Source organism: Myroides profundi (assembly GCF_000833025.1).
Taxonomy (GTDB): Bacteria; Bacteroidota; Bacteroidia; order Flavobacteriales; family Flavobacteriaceae; genus Flavobacterium; species Flavobacterium profundi_A.
The window spans coordinates 1,196,665-1,214,960 of record NZ_CP010817.1 but is presented as its reverse complement, the minus strand read 5'-3'; the positions used below and the strand labels follow the sequence as shown (position 1 = coordinate 1,214,960).

The following is an 18,296-nucleotide window of genomic DNA, read 5'->3' as shown; positions in this document are numbered from 1 at the left end:
CCTAGTTTATAATTCTTATTAACAAGGATTACTTTTTATGTTCAATAACATAATCAATGGCCCAAGCCAACGTATTAGCATATAAAACAGCATTATAAACAACACCATTATCTGCATAATTCTTCGGTTTAGGAACACCTTGACTATCAAAATTAGAAGGGAATATAGATAGATTCTTATAATCTTTCTTCCCTATAAACCATCCGCCATCTCCAACAAACACAAACCCTAAATCACGATGCTTCATAGCCCAAATAGAATTAACATCTCCTTGTTTTGAAACTAAAGGAACATAACTATTTGGCAAATTAGAGTAATACCATCCATTATGTGCATCATTCCCCATCACCTTACCAGATAAATCTCCAAAAGGTCCTTTTATAATCGATTCGTTATTTGCAGAAGACAACACAGGATTCAGCATAGTATAATTATTAGACACACTAATACTACTACCTCCTACTGTTAAACCCGCTAACCTTTCTATAACATTCTTAGTATATGTTCTTGGTGTGCTCTCATCTCCAATGATTAATACTCCTTTCTTATCACGTACAAATGCAACTAATACATCTTGTGTTTCTGTTCTAGTAAAATTATATCCTATTACATTGATAATAATATCCACATTATTGGAAGCAATGAATCTATCTAGATCAGCTCCTTGAGCATTAGTACTTAATACTCTCACCGAATTCACTTTTACTGTTCCCATTGGGCCAAAATTAGTACTACTCTTAAGAATTGCTCCTCCAGCATAAACAGTACTACTATTGGCACCGTAATTTGTTCCACCTAAAGACAATACTACTATATCGTGTGCTTTTACTTGTGCTACTACAGAGCACAGAGACGAATTAGAATCTAATCCTTCTGCTATAAGATTAAACACTGTCAGTCCTCCTGTAGTAAATACCCCAACTGGATCTAAAGTCACTGTTGCTTTTCCTTTTATTCTATCCGAATCAGTAAAGACACCTGTTTTTGTAAAATAAACACCATTAACAGTATTTGTTTTAATTGTATAATTCTCTGCATACCCTACATTTACACTTACTTCAATACCATGTTTACCTGCTTGTAAAGGAGTATTTACCAAAAAATTGTTATTTCTACTAGTAGGTCCATTTGAAAAAGCAAAAGCACTAGAACAATCAAATGTATAATTCTTAGAACGTTCCACTACATTTATAACTGGAAAAGAAGAACAGAAAGCTCCTCCTGAATTAGGTGTTATAGTAGTAAACTCAATAGTTTTTGCTTTTACAGGAATTTTCACGTACTGTCCATTTTTCATCTCTGGATATAAGGTTACATATTGTACATTATCAGATCCATTAAAAGTCAGGGTTGTACTTGGTGCAACAAATTTCACAGGAGTATCTGTTGTTCCTTTTATTATTCCATTTAACTCTATATCAACCATACCAGGCGCTAAGACTTTTAAAGGAAGTAATATAGAGTTACTCTTAGTTAAAAAAGTATCTTCTTTATATTCTCCTCTCATTTGTATTTCATTAGCATTACATACTAATTCAAAACTAGTAGGAACTACTTTTACTTCAGCTGTAACGTTAGATGTTTTATTATTCTTTGAATTGGTAGTAAATTTAAAAGTACTATTTACAACATTTATTGGAACTCCTTGTGCATATAAATATATCTCCGCTCTCCCTTCTTGTGTAAACTCTCCTGATCCGCTAAAACTAATACCATTTAAAGTCTCTGTACTTTGTACTCTCCAGAACCCTACCGTTGTCACATCTACAAGAACTTTAATTTTATTATCATTTGCATTTAAAGCTACTCCTTTATAAGCTGACCAAGCAACATCAACTACCTGAGGTTCTACAAGTTTAAAATCTAACGCAGATGATTTCACTTTAATATGTATAGAAGTACAAGTCGTATCTTTCTTACCATTTATCATAAAACTAACTAGATCTCCTGGTGTTTCATTTGGATCTAATGGGGTTCCAAATCCTTCTAATGCAATTGAATAAACTCCTTTTGTTTCGAATATTCCAGATTTACTAAAAGAATACCCATTTGTTGTTACTGCACTAATATTATATGATCCTGTTTCTACCACATTAATTGTAATGTATAAAACATCTGTATCTCTTAGACTTTGGCCTTGTTTTAATTCTTTAGCTCCACTCGAATTTAAATAAACCTTAGAACAGTCTAATGTTAATTTTGCAGGAGGTAATGTTCCACATACACTAAGCCATTTATTTGCTGTTGTACTCCAATAGTTAATACAATCATTATCTGTATTATAAATAACAAGTCCATTTCCTCTTACTTTATCGTCAATATTAATTTTATCTCTTTCAACGGTGGTCATTCTAGGCAATAGAAAACCTTTCGTAACACTTTCCAATTCTAAGATAGAATATGGAGCAGCAGTAGCATTTGTCACACCTGCAACAGAACCATCTTTTAACTTCGTCATATCATTTTGTCCAAAAGACAATGAAGCATTTACAAGAAATAGAATCATAATCAAAAGAACCGAATGAAACGAATCGATATGTAGTTTTTTAATTTCCATCAATATTATTTTTAATGATTACTATTTTACTAATAATGCTTCTAACGCTTGCAAGCGTTTAGCCATTTCATTCATTTCAGTTTCTAACTTCTCAATGCGATATCCTTTTTTATTCAGTTCTTTTTGTTGATCAATAACATGTAAAAAGAGTTCTTCTGTCTTTTCTAATAGCTGAATAGATAATTCAGATACATTAAATGAGTATCCTAGATCTGTTTTCTCTAAATCTGTAATAGGAGTTATACCTGGTAGATGTCTATTCGTTCTAATAAATCTATCTAAACTAGTTAAATCATAGAACTTATAATCGTATTTTAAATTAGAATATCCTTCAAAATAATTATCAAATACATAGTCTGCATAATAGCTATTCGTAGCAGTTATACTACCATTTATTCTCAATTTTTCATTAGGTACTTTAGCTGAATCAGACTTTTCAGAATACCCAATTCCTACCCAACCATTGATGTAGATATCTTGGTTATTTTTAGTAGCCTGTTCTGTTGTATTAACAACGTACCAAGGCTCTTGAGCAATCTGATTAAACGAAATAAAAGTAGGGCTCTTTAATTCATCTGTATAGATTAATTGCTTCGTATTAATGTCAGCTTTTAATGAAGTTAACGTTTCTGAATTAGTAAAAATATCAGCTACATATATAGTTGTTATATCCTTATTTTCATCACTATACACTAATGCTTTCCCTTTACTATTATAATCATCTTCTAGCTTTAATGATGTTACTGTTTCTATTCCAGAAGGACTTCCATCACTTCCAATACCGCCAAACAAATCGCTCCCTTTAATATCTACAAGATCTTCCTGTTCGTTTTTATATACAAACTTCTTTGCTTTATAGGTTCTTAATAAAGAAGGTACAACAGGAGCATTAGGATCTATTTCTTTTTCTTTATCTACATGCACCTCCATCATTTCACCAGTAACAGGATTTTGTTCTAAATAAACATACATTGTTATCTCTTCAGGAGTCAAAGTAGTTAAGGTCTCAAATTTCTTAATAACCTCACTAAGCTTCATTGTTTCTTCTTCATTGGTATCTTTATTAATCCAGGTAAAGATATAATCACCTTTATCCTCAATAATTTTCACACTATTCGGATCAGCTATCTCCTTTATGTAGTGATTCAAAGTTGTATTAGAAACAAGAGTATTCCATTTATCTCCACTCCAGAAATAAAAACCTGCCAACATATCTTTAGTACCTGTATGATATATAATTAGACTATCTGGATAATCTGTTCCTACTATTGTCAACTTATCTGTACTGTTTTTTAATTCAATACGCGGGATCAAAACTCCTTTATTATTAGAATAAATTTCTAATTCAGATGAGTTATTGGGCAAATGGGTTCCTATTCCAGTCTGACCATACACACTACTAACTAGTGTAAAAATTATCATAATAAGAAAATGTGGTTTTTTCATTTTATTGTATTTTTTATAGTTGAATCTTAATTATTTTTTATAAAATTACAAACAATTACAAATAATAAACACAAAAAATAACAACAAATATATATTTTTGTATAAACAAAAATTAATACACAGAATAACTAAAAAACAATCAATAAAAATTATTTATTTTAATAAAAAAAACAACTAAATAGTTAAAAAAATACCAAAAACACCAATAAAAAAAACCAATATTTTACAATAAAACAATAAATACATCAAAAAAAAATATTTTAAACCAGATCAAAAAACTGTAATTTTCATTCTTTTACAATAAAACACCTCTCGCAAACAAATAGTATTATTTACTTTTTCACTTCTTCTTATTTAACATAACCGCCCCTTCTTATATGCTTCTATAATTTTAAAACTTCCATAAAAAAGAAGAGTTACCTCATCACAAGGTAACTCTTCTCAAAAATTGCGTTATAAAAAATCACACTTTCGTGTTTCGTCAATCAAAACAATCAGAATTTAAACAATACTATCTTTTACTGACAGGTTACTCTGCTGTCCAAAAAGCCCACTCCTTACCATTAAAAACACAAATCATATTTGATTTTGTATCATAGACTATCGTACCTGTTGGTGGAGAAACTATGTTTAAATGTGGGCTTTCTACTCTAGGTAAAACCAATGCTTTACTTGGGCTATCTAATACAAGAACTCCATCTATGGCCACAGAAGGGTCATTTCCTATTAAAATCTTAGCACTTGCTACTTCAGTTAATTTATCTTGTGCTATTATATTTACCTCACCTGTATTAATCGATAAATCTACCCATTGGTTTATACCATTAGAGTACTTAATTTTTTTATCTACCACATCGTAAATTAATGTTCCTTCCACTGCACTAGTCGCAAGAGCACTATTAATCTTAGGTAAAACTATTCCTCGGGTATCATTATCAGGAAACTCTAGTATAGAACTTGGAGATAAAAAATAATCTTTACTCCCAATATTTACTTGTTGGCTCCATGCAGATAAAGGGATAATACCCACACAAAACAAAATACAACTAAAAAAAATCTTATTTTTCATTTTCTTCTTGCTTTTAATTGTCAGGGCATGATTGCACTATACAAGCCCATATTTTACCATTGTACAACTTCATACACTTATTAGTTGTATCATAAACCATCATCCCTGCTATAGGGTTTGAAAACGCCTTAATCTGTGTATCAGTTAATCGAGTAAGGACAAATCCTTTAGATTTAGACTCTAAATAAAGAATTGCATTTATACCATCTTCTGCTAAAAGCTCTCCATTGCTACGATCTAAACTAGTCATGATAACAAAATCAGCATTTTTCTTTACTATACTACCTTCTACTCCCGGGTAATAACAAATTAAACTACCTCCACAGAACGGAATTGTTGGATCTAATACAGTATACGCATCATCCAAGCTCGAATTAATACATACATCCTCAGAATTTCCTATTAACTCAATACTTGCTCCAAAATCAACCACTTGAGCAATATCTGCATCAGGGACTTCACTAGGTTTAGTGTATTTATTTCCTGTTGCGGCTTCTATTATTGCTAAGAAATCCAATGCCTGTAACTCATATGTTAATTCTAAGGTACTTCCTCCATTAATATTTAAGCCTTCGACAATGTGCATTCCTTCTTCACTTTCTATAATTCCTTGTCCCAGATTAGATTGAAATTTATTAAATCTAAAGTCTTCATGATACATAAACATAATTCTCAAATCAGCAAATGTAACAGTTGGATTTGGGTTTTTTACTTTAGCCTTAATTGTAATAAGGCCATTTTCTTTATAACATTTATTCAAAACAGGCTCAATACTTATTTCAGGAGATAATACTCTGGGCTGATAGATCATTTCAACTTTAGTAGATGTACATGATGTAAAATTATTGTAATCGCAACTCTCTATAGTCAGTACCTTATTCTCATTAAGGCTTGTATATGTCAATTTCCCTCTATTCTCGTAGATCTTTGCTACAGCATCATCTTTAAAACGTACCCTTGCAGTAATTGTAGTAAAAGTCATAGGGTCTAATTTAACCTTATTTATCTCTAATTTTCTGGTTCCTTCATAATTATTAAAGATCGCATCACTAAAAGCACCTTCTGTTGACATCACTCCACCATCAACCCAAAACATTCCTTCAGGTAATTCATCCTCAATCTTAACATAACGAGGATCACATGAATAATTCCACACTTTAAATGTATACTCAAAATCACTACATGATACCACCTTTGGTGGTGCTTGTAATGTAAACTCTATTCCATCTGGATTAGGAGATGCAGGTCTTGGACAATTTAACTCCAAATCCCCAATGGCAATTCCTTGATATCCTCTTGACTTAGTTCTATAATGAATTTTATGTTTTATTTCTATTCTTGTCACCTCATGCGGAAAAGTAACAACTGCTACCCCATTTTTATTCGAAATACTAGAACGTTTTAATCCTGTGACAATACCACCACCAACAGAGAAAGTCTTTTTACTACTATTAGAACTACTCGAAATTACACCTCTATAAGTCGTATTACCACAATACCCTATTACCTCTACCATATCGGTGCTTGTATTAGTTTTATCTATCCCATAAATTTTGAATTTAGCAAAAGTAGCCCCATCTTTAAATGTAATATTCGTAATCGAATAGTTATCATCACTTCCTTTTACTCCTCTAAATTTAGACTCTAAAAGAGTTCCATTAGACACTCTTGGATATTTTGACGCTTGCATAGAAGGGGTTTCCTTACCATTACTATACGTCTTATATGTAACATCAAATTTCAATCCATTCGATGCTGCTAAATTTGATACACTTTTTAATCCAGCAGTCCATTGACGTGAACTAAAATTAAACAATCCTGTTTCGTTCGTAGTACAAGCATCACATTGTGCTATAGCTGCATCTGCTCCAAAAGTTATATATAATTCGTCACTATTAATAGGCAATCTGAACAAATGCTCATCAAGCTCCCCTCCTATATATTGGCCAGGAATAACAGTTAGCCAATTTTGATTTCTAGCATCAGTTTCTGTTTTAGCTACCAACATTTTCACATCATACCCTTGACCACTATAAGGAAAATCTTCTCCACCTGCTCTCACTTCTACTATAGTACTTCCTAAGTTAGTCTTCCTAAATAACCAAAATTTTTCATCTAATATCTCACTATATCCACATCCATGATCATTTACTTTAGTAGAAGTATATCCTTGGCCAATATTAGTTCCCCAGTAGATTGCAGAATTATCTCTATTTAATGGTTCCTCTTGAATTACCCCAAGTCCGACTTCAAACTCTGTTCCTATAGTATTTACTGTCAAAGCTGCCCCTGAAGCAGTAGAACGAGATACAGAAATACTCGTGTTAGCATCATCTCTAAAAATACCTGCTACATTATTATGATACCCTAAACCTGTTCGCCCCCATGGCCAGAAAACACTTCCATAAGATGACATATAAGCTGCATTATCTAATGTAATACCATACTTAGTTGCTAAGTAACTCTCTATTTTACTTGTCTCAGCTCCACTTAACTTTCGATTATAAACAATAATTTCTCCTATTTGTCCCATAAAGAACCCTGAAGTCAAACTCGCTCCTCCAATAATAACTCCCTCATCTGGTTTTAAAGCTCCCTTAGCTGCTCCTGTTAATTTATTTCCTTTACTATCTAATGAATATTCTGTTCCACTAAACCTGAAAGTCACATAATTAGTTGCTCCTTCTGGCACATAAGTAGTCTGTAGAGCTGTTGTATTGATCTCATATCCACCATGTCCATCTCTAGCACTAGTAAGACGTACACGTCCCCCCGTTTCTTTTGGACTGAATCCAATAGAAGGTCTTCTTGTAGATTTAGATGAAGGGTCAGTACTTCCAAAGCCCATATAATACATCCTTTTCTCATTCTTACCTTTTTCCGCAATATATACACCAAAAACAGTCAATCCATCAACAAATCCACTAATACCAAGAGGTGTAGCTAAAAATTGGCTACCATTAAACACCAATGCATTATTAAAGTTCATTTTGTAACTTCCCTTTAATAAAGCAGGCCTTTGCTTTCCTGCCTGACTTACAGCACTAAAAGTCATATTCAAATGGCTATCAGTAGTTACAGATGCATTTGCCCATTCATCAACTTCATTAGAAGAATACATTTTGATTCTATTATCTGGTTTTAACCAAAGCTGTACATTCCCTACTCCTCCAGGGTATTCTCTTTGAGCAAATAAAGACATACTTGTCAATCCTAAAAATAAAAGGGCTAAAATCTTATATAAATATTTATACATATCCTCTAGTTTAATTAATTAAAATATAAAAAGACAAAATCCCTTTTATTCTTTTATATATTCAACAATTACATAATAGTTACCAGCTGGGTTATTCTGAATAATAGTACCTGCAGTACCAATAGCTAAAACTGTCTTTGTCCCACTGACTTGTTTGCTAATCACTCCTCTAGTCATCGAATTGCTACTCTCATTAATCAATTTAGCATCTACTACTAGACCTGAGATTACCTTTGGTAACTCAACAGAAGTAAAAGAAGTAGTTTTATTTAACTTCACTATATATCGCATCACATCTTTTTCATCCCATTTCCCTATAATCTCCTCTTTAACAGTTGAATAAAAATTATCATTCCCTTTTATTGTTTTTGCAATATTTTTTATATGTTCTGTATTTTCAGCTTGATTAACAATAGTCTTAAAGTTGTTACTAACATCTTGAGATACAGTAATATATTGCGGAATAGAACTCTCATTCACATATTTATAATAAATCATACCTGCACTAGGTACATTTGGAATATTCTCTTCTACTCCTTCTTTGTTATAACGAGTTACATTCGTAACTGTTTCTTTCACAGCAGACGGAACAAAACTCTCTATATATTCTGTAAACACAGTACTTCCTTTTAAAAGCTCTGTCAACTTCACCTTATTTTCAATACCTCGCTCAGGTTTATATACCACTACAGCCTCTCCCTCATCATACACCGTAGATAATGATGTCAAAGACTCGAACGTCTTAATAACCTCACTAAGTTTCATTGTCTCTTCAGTATTAGTATCCTTATTGATCCATTTAAAAATATAGTCTCCTTTATCATATGTAATCGTAACACTATTCGGATCTGCAATTTCTTTGATATAGTGCTCTAAAGTAGTATTACAAACTAAGGCATTCCAATGATCCTCAGCCCAAAAATAGTATCCCGCTAACATAGCTTTAGTTCCTGTATGATAAACCATCAAACTTTCAGGATACTCTGTTCCAACAATAGTAGACTTATCTTTAATGTTTTTTAATTCAAGACGTGGAATTAGAACTCCTTTATCTTTAGAGCTAATCTCTAACTCAGAAGAACTACTTGGAACTTGAGTTCCAATACCCGTTTGACCATACGCTCCTATTCCAAGTGCAAATATTATCAACATAAGTAGATGTGGTGTTTTCATTATATTGTGTTTTTTATTAATTACAACCTAAATACTCTTTCAAAAATACAAATACTAACATGTTTTTGAAATTAAAATACAATCTAAATTATATTTCTACATAAAACACAACAAAACAAATAAAAAATTAACAAAAATAAACAAAAAAACAACAATACAAAAGTTATAAACACTCAACAGTTAAACATATTATTAAAAATATTTATACCCTAACAGTATATTCAACATAAATGACAAATTAAACACACTAATCATAACTTTTCATCAATACAAAAAAGCTCTAAAAATGTAATTATTATACATATACCTTAAACAAGGTGTTTATTAAAAATTATAATTTTTATAACAAAAACATTTTATTATTATAGTTTTTTGTCTCAAAAATCATATTTATCGTCCTTCAATTGAAAAATCAAGATTCATTATCACTTCAAAAAGCATTTCATATACTTTGTTGAAAATAAAACGCTAATATGATTTGCTTCAGAATCATATTATATTATCACAGAAAAAAAACTACCTTTTACCTTCCAATTTGACTTATCCAACGTTAATTTAAACTGTCCTTTGACATCTAATCCCAACGCTAAAACCCTTCTTTTACCTCTGCTCTGGTAAAGTATTCTTACTACTATCATAAAATTTATACTAAGACTAAAAAACGCTAATTTATTTAACATTATTTATAATAATTATAATTTATACAATTACATTTCACACTCTCACTTACTAAAATCCTCTATATAATAAGAAAAAATTAAAGAAATCAATTATTTGACTATCAAATATCTTATACTTTAAATTCTTACTTAATAGTACAAATTTGACTACCCTTCTCCCTATTTCTGAAAAACTTATTCTAGATTAAGTATTAATTATCTCTCCTGAAATACCTTTGTCTTATCAAAACAGAAAAACAAATAGAATGAATATATTAGCTTTTGCTGCTACCAATAGCAGTACTTCGATAAACTTAGAATTAGTAAAAAGCGTAACTACCCAATTTGAAGGACATAACATTAATATTTTAGATATCAATGACTACGAGATGCCTATTTACTCTCAAGACAGAAATAACCAGGGAGTACCTCAACAAGCATTAGATTTCAATCAAGCGATTATAGAAGCTGATGCTATTATTATAGGATTAGCAGAACACAACGGTACGTTTAGTACTGCTTTTAAAAACATATTTGATTGGGGTTCTAGAGTGGAGAAAAACTTCTTTCAGAATAAACCAATGATGTTATTATCTACATCACCTGGGCCGCGTGGAGGACAATCTGTCATGGATAGTGCTTCAAGTATATTTCCTTACTTTGGAGGGAATATAAAATGTCAGTTTTCATTACCTAGTTTTCAAGATAATTTTAGCAATGGAACAATTAATACACCTGAATTAGCTTCTCAATTAACAGAGAAAATTAATAGTTTTAAACAACAACTTTCTTAAGTCTTTAAAAAAATCCCTACAAAAGCTTTGTAGGGATTTTTACTTTATATACTCATATTATTATATATAGAAGAAAAGGTTTTAATGATTTCTTTTAAATCTTCTCCACTAAAGTTCAATTGAATACGCTCTCCTGTTCGCAACCATAATATCAATTGCGATTTTTGACTATCTATCTCTGTGATAGAATAAGAGATTACTTGTTTTAATGGTAGTACCCTATACTCTACAGCACCTCCTGCTCTATTAAAGCTAAACATTAATTGAGAGTACGTCAGTGTAAACTGTCCATTTACTCCTCTATATCCTACTTTAAATCTAATCCAACTAGAAAACTTACTAAATGTTGTTTTAGTAACACTATTATCTACTTTCTTTAATCCATCTATTACATAGTTAACTTCTCCCATATTCACTTTTTTATTTTAAAGATATACATTTATACTAATATTCTTTACTTCAATAAAAGAATGAGTAAATAAGACTATAATAATATGTAATAATCACGATACAATTCTATTTCATCCCTATCATTTTACTTCTTTCATTCTATTTCCATACCTTTGTATTGTTCAAATGCTTACCAATATAAAAGAATAACTTATCTCTTATACTTACCTGATAAGTAAAGCATTTCCACAGTACCGATCTCTATTGAGAGAATTTTTTAGAATCAACAAAATGAAGAATAACTTTTTTGTCAACTTGTTACAACAAGAGAGCAAAACACTATTTAAATTAAAACACAGCGAACGACTATGGCATATCCCTTTAATGGCAATGCTTGCTACAGGACTTCCCTTATTAACAGGATGGTATTATGACAATCTTCAAGCAGGGCTTTTAGCCTGTCTAGCAGGATTAGTTATCTTATACCTCCCTTCTAATATTCCTACTGCTCAGCGCATGATCACCATGCTAGTATGTTCATTTGGTTTTATGTTATCGTTTGCGGTAGGTATATCGTTTAGCTTTAACTTTATCGCCTCTGCTATAGCCTTTGGTATATTCGTTACCGCAATCCATTGGGTCAACCTATATTTCAATACTCGACCTCCTGGTAGCTTCTTTTTTATTATGGTAGCTTCTATGTCTAGTAATATGCCATTTGACTTAGCTACTATCCCTACACGTTTAGGATATGTAGTCATGGGAACTATGTTTGCCTGTACTCTAGCTCTAATATACAGTGTTATAGTAGGCAAAAAATACAACAGTAAAACAACAATACGTTTAGTACGTCCTGTCCCAGTCAAAGACCAATTTGATTACCTAATCAAGGCTGTTATAGTTGGTGCTTTCATGTGTATATCTTTATTAGTAGGACATCTATTGAAATTTGACAATCCATATTGGATTCCTATTTCTTGTGCGGCCATTATGCAAGGGATTTCTTTATATCACGTATGGCAACGTGCATTACAGCGTATCGCAGGTACTTTTATTGGATTAGGACTTTGTTGGGCGCTTATCTCAGTCTCTACAGCACCCTTATATTTATGTATTTGTATAATGGTACTTCAGTTTATTATAGAAATGTTTATTTCACGTAATTATGCAGTAGCTGTTATCTTTATTACAGCTCTTACTGTACTTCTTGCAGAGGCGGGTAATCCTATTATCAGTACACCTAATATCTTAATTCAAGCTCGCTTTATTGATATTGTAATTGGAAGTATTATAGGAGGTATTGGTGGTTGGTTCTTACATCATGAGTACCTAAGAAAACAAACTCGCGATAGTTTGCGCAATACTCGATTACAATTACTCAAGAAAAAAAGGCATAAAATAGTACAACAGTAAATCTCATAACAAAAGCCCATATAGAATCTTCTTTTATATGGGCTTTTTCTTTATACTTTTCGAGATGTAAACTCTAATATATTTTTTCCAGGGTGGAACTCCTCTCCATTCAATAAGTTTATGTAAAAACAGTTATATACATTTTTTACTTCATCTTTCTCTCTTTCTAGCTCTACCTCAGCTAAGTATTCTACTCCATCTTTTACGTAGGTAAATATAGGTTCGTACACCACAGTTCTAGTAGTAATATCTAATATCCCATACAAGCCATTTTCTTTTAACTGAAATACACAGTACTTGATATTATCCATTAAGCGCAAAGAATAAAATACAGGTGATAATAACCACTCCTGAAGATCTACATTCCACACTCCTACTCTACTCACTTGATCCTTTTTAATCGACACAAAATAAAGAGGTTCTTTTATACTGCTTATCGTTCTAATCTTCTCTAATAAGAACCCCTGAGGGATATCTTTCTGATCTATTAATAGTTCTTTTGCAGGCCAAAGCACCTCATTGTAATAAGAGGTAATTGAGTAATCACTTGGCTTATCTAGACAATCTTTAAGTACTCCATGCTTTGTCAAGATATAGAATTCGTTTACTCTACTTTCCGCACTAATAGGTGCTACTTCCACTATAAAGAAATGCTTAGATACTACGGGATAAATATTCAATACATTCTTCCAAATATCTTGTATACTGCGTTCACTTTTAATATCAATTACTTTTAGATGCACAGGAATATACATATCAAACTCATAGTTGACATAATACCTTCCATTCCCTATAGTATCTCTACATATAGTTGGTTTAGCTATTAAGTGAGACTTAGCTGTCTGCATAGATACCTTATATTCCTTCCCTTTATAAGTAATTGGAAAAATAGGTTGAGGAATAACTTCGTAGGACTTCACTTTTTTACCTTTCAGATTATACACTCTTACCTCTTCATCATTCACTTTTCTCACCCATCGCAATCCATTGTCATAAGTACTAACTACTTTTTTGACTATACGTTTTAATCTATCTTTTTTTGCAAAATACAAATCATCTCCTACTTGAATTAACTTACTACCGATCTGTTTTATCTTGATAGAAGTACCACTTCTATAGAGCTTATCTTTAGTAACTGTCTTTGTATCTAGTACTTGTTTTGTATCTAATACTAATACAGTTACCTTCTCTCTTATGACCTCTGTTCCCCATAGTGGCTTAAAGGAAGAGCTAGTACTCATGATATTAAAGTTAGGCAAGAACTTCCATTGCCAGAAGCGACTATGGACAGTATACGACTGCACAATATTAGCAACTGTAAAACGCCCTACCTCATATAACTCTATTCGATCATATCGACACTTCAGTACCTCTTTATTCTCTAGGTCTATTACACCGTACATCCCTTGCTTATCACGTACTACAGCATAACCTGACTTAGTGAATAATCCTCCACTGGCATACTGTTGACTGATGACAATTTGTTTCTCTTGATTACAATATCCATACATTCCTTTCTCATCTACAAAAGGATATATAGCAGCGGTCTTATTAGTTAATGTGGTGTTCATAAGCCTGAAGTTTAAAAAGTCTCTTAAATATAGTGATTTTTTAAACTTCTTCTTTAAAAACAAAAACTTAATTAACTAAATACCAAATACTTTAACACACTTGTGTTATTCTTTTTGCAACAACTCTAATTCTAGAATGTACTTATTCTCTAAAACTTTATCTCCACTTAGTACAAAAACTTGTATCGCTTTCTCTAAGAGATTAGGGAAAACCTCTATTTTATTTAAAGTTGTTTTTATCCAAGGATATATATCTTTGAACATCATATCTTCTTTATTAGCAATTCCTATCAGTAAATTACAAGCATATATCACATAGTACCTTCCTAAGTTTATTTCATAACACTCCTCTACTTCTTCTAAGTATAGTATTCCTTCTTTTAACTTTAACCAAGCTTTGACATACTCGTTAATACTTAGATAATCCTCTATTAATTTACTTAAGAAGCTTGCTTTACCCCAAGCATCATCCTCTACATACTCCCATAGCGCTTCTCTTCCTACTATCACTTTATCTATATTTCCTATACACTTATAGAAAGATACATAATCCTCCCAACTTTTCTTATTCCATACAGTGATATTCTCTTCCCAAGATTGAATACACGCTTTGGCAATTTCATCTTCTTCTAAATCCAATGCATAATAAACAATGCCTTCTGTAGACATCTCTTCAGGACAAAGGCTATAATATCTTTGTTTTCTTTCCTTCCACTCTACAATGTCTTCTTCATCCCAATCACATTCTGCTAAATTTTCTCCAATTAAGTCATAAAAATCTTCTTTCCAACTCACCTCTTGATGGGCTATCCATTCAAATGTATTCTTTACTCCATTGTGTAGCAAATATTCTCTATCAAATCCACAATGCGTATCAAAGTTGGCATTCTTCGCTTGAATAAATAAGGAGATATAATCAGAACGTTGATATAAACTAACTAGATACGCGGCTAGATCTAATGCCTCTGTGAATCCCTGAAAATCATCTTCTCGCCTACTCGCTATCTCTGCTTCAAACAATTTAACTAACAACTGCTCCTCTCTCAATTCTTCTGAATGTAAGAAGCCTACTAATACTCGATGTCTATCTATTGCATTCTCATGATTTCTTTCTTTTCCTAAGTATTCATATTTCTTCAAATGGATAGGTTCAGAGACTAACTCCTCTGCCATCTTCTTATACTTTTCTAACATCAAGTTTATCATTTCTTTTCCTTCTTTTTATTGAAATTCAAATTAACCACATATATCTTAAACCTAAAATACAAAAGGCTATCTAATGAAAGATAACCTTTTGTAAATATTATGTGATATAGTTTGTTGTCTAGGACAGAGCGTTAAAAAAACATTCCTAATTCAACTAGTAACCTATAGCGATATCATCTCCACGAGTATCTGCTCCTGCTTGGTAAGTACCATTTTTATTGACTAAAATTCCCTCTACACGTCCATAAGGTTTGCGTTCTTTTAGGATATAACCTTTATCAGTAAGCGCTTTTCGCACTCCAGCCGTAATCGCTGTTGGTTCATAATCGATATGATCAGGAAGCCATTGGTGGTGAAAACGAGGTGCTGATACCGCCTCTTGCATATTCATCCCAAATTCAGTTACATTCAGAATCGTTTGAAACACAGAAGTGATAATTGTCGATCCACCTGGTGTACCTACTACCATATACAATTTACCGTTTTTCTCTAGAATTGTTGGAGACATTGAACTTAACATTCGCTTTTCTGGTTCTATCGCATTCGCTTTTCCTCCTACTAATCCATACATATTAGGTGTGCCAGGTTTCACAGAGAAATCATCCATCTCATTATTCAACAAGAATCCCGCTCCTCCTACTATCGTTTTAGAACCATAAGAATCATTTAATGTAGTCGTTGCAGACACGGCATTTCCCCATTTATCTACTACACAGTAGTGCGTTGTCTCATCGCTCTCATACCCACCTAACTCTCCTGCTTTAATATCAGTACTCTTCGTTGCTTTATCAAAAGACATAGACTCCATACGCCCTAGATTGTATTCTTTATTGACTAACTGATTTACAGGCACTTTATAGAAATCAGGGTCACCTAAGTGCTCAGCTCTATCTGCATATACACGGCGTTCTGCTTCTACCATTACTTGTATTGTTTTTTCAGATTGAAATCCCCACTTTGCTAAAGGGTATTTCTCTATGGATTGGAACAAAGAGATTAAGGCAATACCTCCACTACTCGGAGGTGGCATAGAGATTACCTTTAATCCTTTATACTCCCCTACTATAGGCGTTCTCCATTTTGCTTCATAGCGTTTTAAATCTTCAAGAGTTATCATTCCATTACCCCTCTTCATCTCTCCTACGATTAACTCAGCCGTCTTCCCTTCATAGAATCCTTTATGTCCTTCTTTTTGTACACGTTTCAGTGTTTCAGCCAAATCTTTTTGAATAAACACATCTCCTTTTGACCACTGTTCTTTTTCAGTAATAGCTGTACTTTGTGTACTAAACTTCACGAAGTTACCATGTTGTTTAGTGAACTCACCTGCTTGTTTTTCTGTAATACTGAATCCTTTCTCTGCTAAGTCTATAGCTGGCTGTACCAATTCTTCCCATTGTAGAGAACCGTACTTAGCATGAGCTTGTACCATACCTGCTATTGTACCTGGTACCCCTGTTGCCAAGGCTCCTCTCATACTCAATTCTGTTATCGCTTCTCCATCTCCTCCCCAATACATATTTTCTCTTGCTTGCATAGGAGCTTTTTCTCTATAGTCTAATGCGTCTATCTTTCCATCCTTACCGCGATACACCATAAATCCTCCACCTCCGATATTACCAGCATTTGGATATACCACAGCTAATGCTAACTCTACTGCTACAGCAGCATCTACTGCATTACCTCCTTTTTTTAGGATATCTACTCCTACTCTACTTGCCTCTGGGTGTGCTGATACAATCACTCCATTCTTATACGCCTGTGGATTCTGAGCTACTACTTGTAATAAGCTACCACATAAGATAAAGGCTGATAATATAACTTTCTTCATGTATTGTTGTTTTTGTTACCGCAAGATAGATATTTTGAATTTATTATTAAAATAAGTGTTCAGTTATAGACAAAAATTCAAAAATATATCAACATAAAGGAAATACACTATTAACACTTATCTTTACAATAAATCACAGCTATGAAACTATTTAATTTCCAGAACAATAAAAAAGAAAAACAAGATCATCTTCCTACTGAGGAGATGCTTTTAATGGATGAGTTAATTAATCAAATCACTACGTTAGACTATGCTGTATTAGTAGATGAAGCTACTCAGATTATCATCGTCGATGACCAATTACTACTAGAATTCAGAATCATCCGAAATCCTGATTATGCAAAAGAACTAATGCACCTCATGATTAATACTGCTCACCCTACTCATTTTCCTGACGGTATTATGGAAAGCATCGCTGGGATAGGCGAAACGGTACAAGATAGAATAGCATCTGTAGTAGAGAACTATATCACCTCTACCTTTAAACCCATAGCAGAGAGCCTTACAGATACCCATTCTCCAGAATATGATTTCACTAGTGATGAAGTACTATGGCATCCCGCATTAAGTGACTTACGTGTTCAGGGTTCTTTTAACAGAGAACTAAGTGGTGATGAATTATATTTACTATTAGCTTCTAAACTTGAGTCTATGTTATCTAGAGATCAAAAGTTCCATTGGCTAAAAATGTATATATCAAAACAACAGTCAGGAGAAATAATAGGTGACTGCCTCTTAGATAACGAACCTTGGGATGAAGGATTAGATATATTAGGTGACTATATCAATACATTCCCTGTAGAAAGTACATTTATAGGCATCAAACAATTTGTAGTGTTTAGACGATGTGATAAGTATGATTAGTACAAAAATTAAATATCACAAAAAAAACCATACTCTTACTAGATTATGGTTTTTTTTATTATTTATG

General features: G+C 32.5%; 12 protein-coding genes. 3 read left to right on the top strand and 9 right to left on the bottom strand.

What is annotated here, in order from left to right; all coding sequences use genetic code 11:
* Positions 1-28: 28 nt before the first annotated feature.
* The 5 genes from MPR_RS05460 to MPR_RS05440 form a co-directional block, all read right to left on the bottom strand.
* Positions 29-2,557, bottom strand: coding sequence for a phage tail-like protein (locus MPR_RS05460; RefSeq protein ID WP_041890026.1), 2,529 nt, complete (start codon positions 2,555-2,557; stop codon positions 29-31).
* 21 nt (positions 2,558-2,578) lie between these two features.
* Positions 2,579-3,979, bottom strand: coding sequence for a phage tail-like protein (locus MPR_RS05455; RefSeq protein ID WP_235280569.1), 1,401 nt, complete (start codon positions 3,977-3,979; stop codon positions 2,579-2,581).
* 553 nt (positions 3,980-4,532) lie between these two features.
* A complete protein-coding gene (locus tag MPR_RS05450) occupies positions 4,533-5,072 on the bottom strand; it encodes a phage tail-like protein (RefSeq protein WP_041890022.1) in 540 nt (179 codons plus the stop codon).
* 13 nt (positions 5,073-5,085) lie between these two features.
* The gene (locus MPR_RS05445; RefSeq protein ID WP_041890020.1) at positions 5,086-8,328 is read right to left on the bottom strand and encodes a DUF8202 domain-containing protein; all 3,243 of its coding nucleotides are present in this window, start codon (positions 8,326-8,328) and stop codon (positions 5,086-5,088) included.
* Between the two features lie 45 nt (positions 8,329-8,373).
* Entirely contained in the window at positions 8,374-9,501 is a 1,128-nt protein-coding gene (locus MPR_RS05440; RefSeq protein WP_041890016.1) for a phage tail-like protein, read from the bottom strand.
* Between the two features lie 925 nt (positions 9,502-10,426).
* Between MPR_RS05440 and MPR_RS05430 the strand changes: the two genes are divergently transcribed.
* Complete coding sequence (locus MPR_RS05430) at positions 10,427-10,954, top strand: NADPH-dependent FMN reductase (RefSeq protein WP_041890010.1); 528 nt, start codon at positions 10,427-10,429, stop codon at positions 10,952-10,954.
* A gap of 44 nt (positions 10,955-10,998) precedes the next feature.
* On the opposite strand, the gene MPR_RS05425 is transcribed toward MPR_RS05430, so the two are convergent.
* Positions 10,999-11,364 carry a hypothetical protein gene (locus MPR_RS05425; RefSeq protein WP_041890008.1) on the bottom strand — a complete coding sequence of 122 codons (366 nt, stop codon included), beginning with the start codon at positions 11,362-11,364 and terminating at the stop codon, positions 10,999-11,001.
* Positions 11,365-11,635: 271 nt separating this feature from the next.
* Between MPR_RS05425 and MPR_RS05420 the strand changes: the two genes are divergently transcribed.
* A complete protein-coding gene (locus MPR_RS05420; protein ID WP_041890006.1) occupies positions 11,636-12,757 on the top strand; it encodes an FUSC family protein in 1,122 nt (373 codons plus the stop codon).
* Positions 12,758-12,807: 50 nt separating this feature from the next.
* Here the strand turns inward: MPR_RS05420 and MPR_RS05415 are convergent, their stop codons facing one another.
* From MPR_RS05415 to ggt, 3 genes are all read right to left on the bottom strand, one after another.
* Positions 12,808-14,328, bottom strand: a complete 1,521-nt coding sequence (locus MPR_RS05415; protein WP_041890004.1) for a WG repeat-containing protein — start codon at positions 14,326-14,328, stop codon at positions 12,808-12,810.
* Positions 14,329-14,433: 105 nt separating this feature from the next.
* Positions 14,434-15,534 carry a hypothetical protein gene (locus MPR_RS05410; protein ID WP_041890001.1) on the bottom strand — a complete coding sequence of 367 codons (1,101 nt, stop codon included), beginning with the start codon at positions 15,532-15,534 and terminating at the stop codon, positions 14,434-14,436.
* 154 nt (positions 15,535-15,688) lie between these two features.
* A complete protein-coding gene (ggt, locus tag MPR_RS05405) occupies positions 15,689-17,365 on the bottom strand; it encodes a gamma-glutamyltransferase (RefSeq protein ID WP_041890000.1) in 1,677 nt (558 codons plus the stop codon).
* Between the two features lie 141 nt (positions 17,366-17,506).
* Between ggt and MPR_RS05400 the strand changes: the two genes are divergently transcribed.
* The gene (locus tag MPR_RS05400; RefSeq protein WP_041889999.1) at positions 17,507-18,229 is read left to right on the top strand and encodes a DUF6348 family protein; all 723 of its coding nucleotides are present in this window, start codon (positions 17,507-17,509) and stop codon (positions 18,227-18,229) included.
* The last annotated feature ends 67 nt before the right edge of the window (positions 18,230-18,296 follow it).

What these genes read in the sequence shown, in the direction of transcription:
- MPR_RS05460 (WP_041890026.1), bottom strand. Translation starts at nt 2,557, where the DNA reads ATGGAAATTAAAAAACTACATATCGATTCGTTTCATTCGGTTCTTTTG.
- MPR_RS05455 (WP_235280569.1), bottom strand. Translation starts at nt 3,979, where the DNA reads ATGATAATTTTTACACTAGTTAGTAGTGTGTATGGTCAGACTGGAATA.
- MPR_RS05450 (WP_041890022.1), bottom strand. Translation starts at nt 5,072, where the DNA reads ATGAAAAATAAGATTTTTTTTAGTTGTATTTTGTTTTGTGTGGGTATT.
- MPR_RS05445 (WP_041890020.1), bottom strand. Translation starts at nt 8,328, where the DNA reads ATGTATAAATATTTATATAAGATTTTAGCCCTTTTATTTTTAGGATTG.
- MPR_RS05440 (WP_041890016.1), bottom strand. Translation starts at nt 9,501, where the DNA reads ATGAAAACACCACATCTACTTATGTTGATAATATTTGCACTTGGAATA.
- MPR_RS05430 (WP_041890010.1), top strand. Translation starts at nt 10,427, where the DNA reads ATGAATATATTAGCTTTTGCTGCTACCAATAGCAGTACTTCGATAAAC.
- MPR_RS05425 (WP_041890008.1), bottom strand. Translation starts at nt 11,364, where the DNA reads ATGGGAGAAGTTAACTATGTAATAGATGGATTAAAGAAAGTAGATAAT.
- MPR_RS05420 (WP_041890006.1), top strand. Translation starts at nt 11,636, where the DNA reads ATGAAGAATAACTTTTTTGTCAACTTGTTACAACAAGAGAGCAAAACA.
- MPR_RS05415 (WP_041890004.1), bottom strand. Translation starts at nt 14,328, where the DNA reads ATGAACACCACATTAACTAATAAGACCGCTGCTATATATCCTTTTGTA.
- MPR_RS05410 (WP_041890001.1), bottom strand. Translation starts at nt 15,534, where the DNA reads ATGATAAACTTGATGTTAGAAAAGTATAAGAAGATGGCAGAGGAGTTA.
- ggt (WP_041890000.1), bottom strand. Translation starts at nt 17,365, where the DNA reads ATGAAGAAAGTTATATTATCAGCCTTTATCTTATGTGGTAGCTTATTA.
- MPR_RS05400 (WP_041889999.1), top strand. Translation starts at nt 17,507, where the DNA reads ATGAAACTATTTAATTTCCAGAACAATAAAAAAGAAAAACAAGATCAT.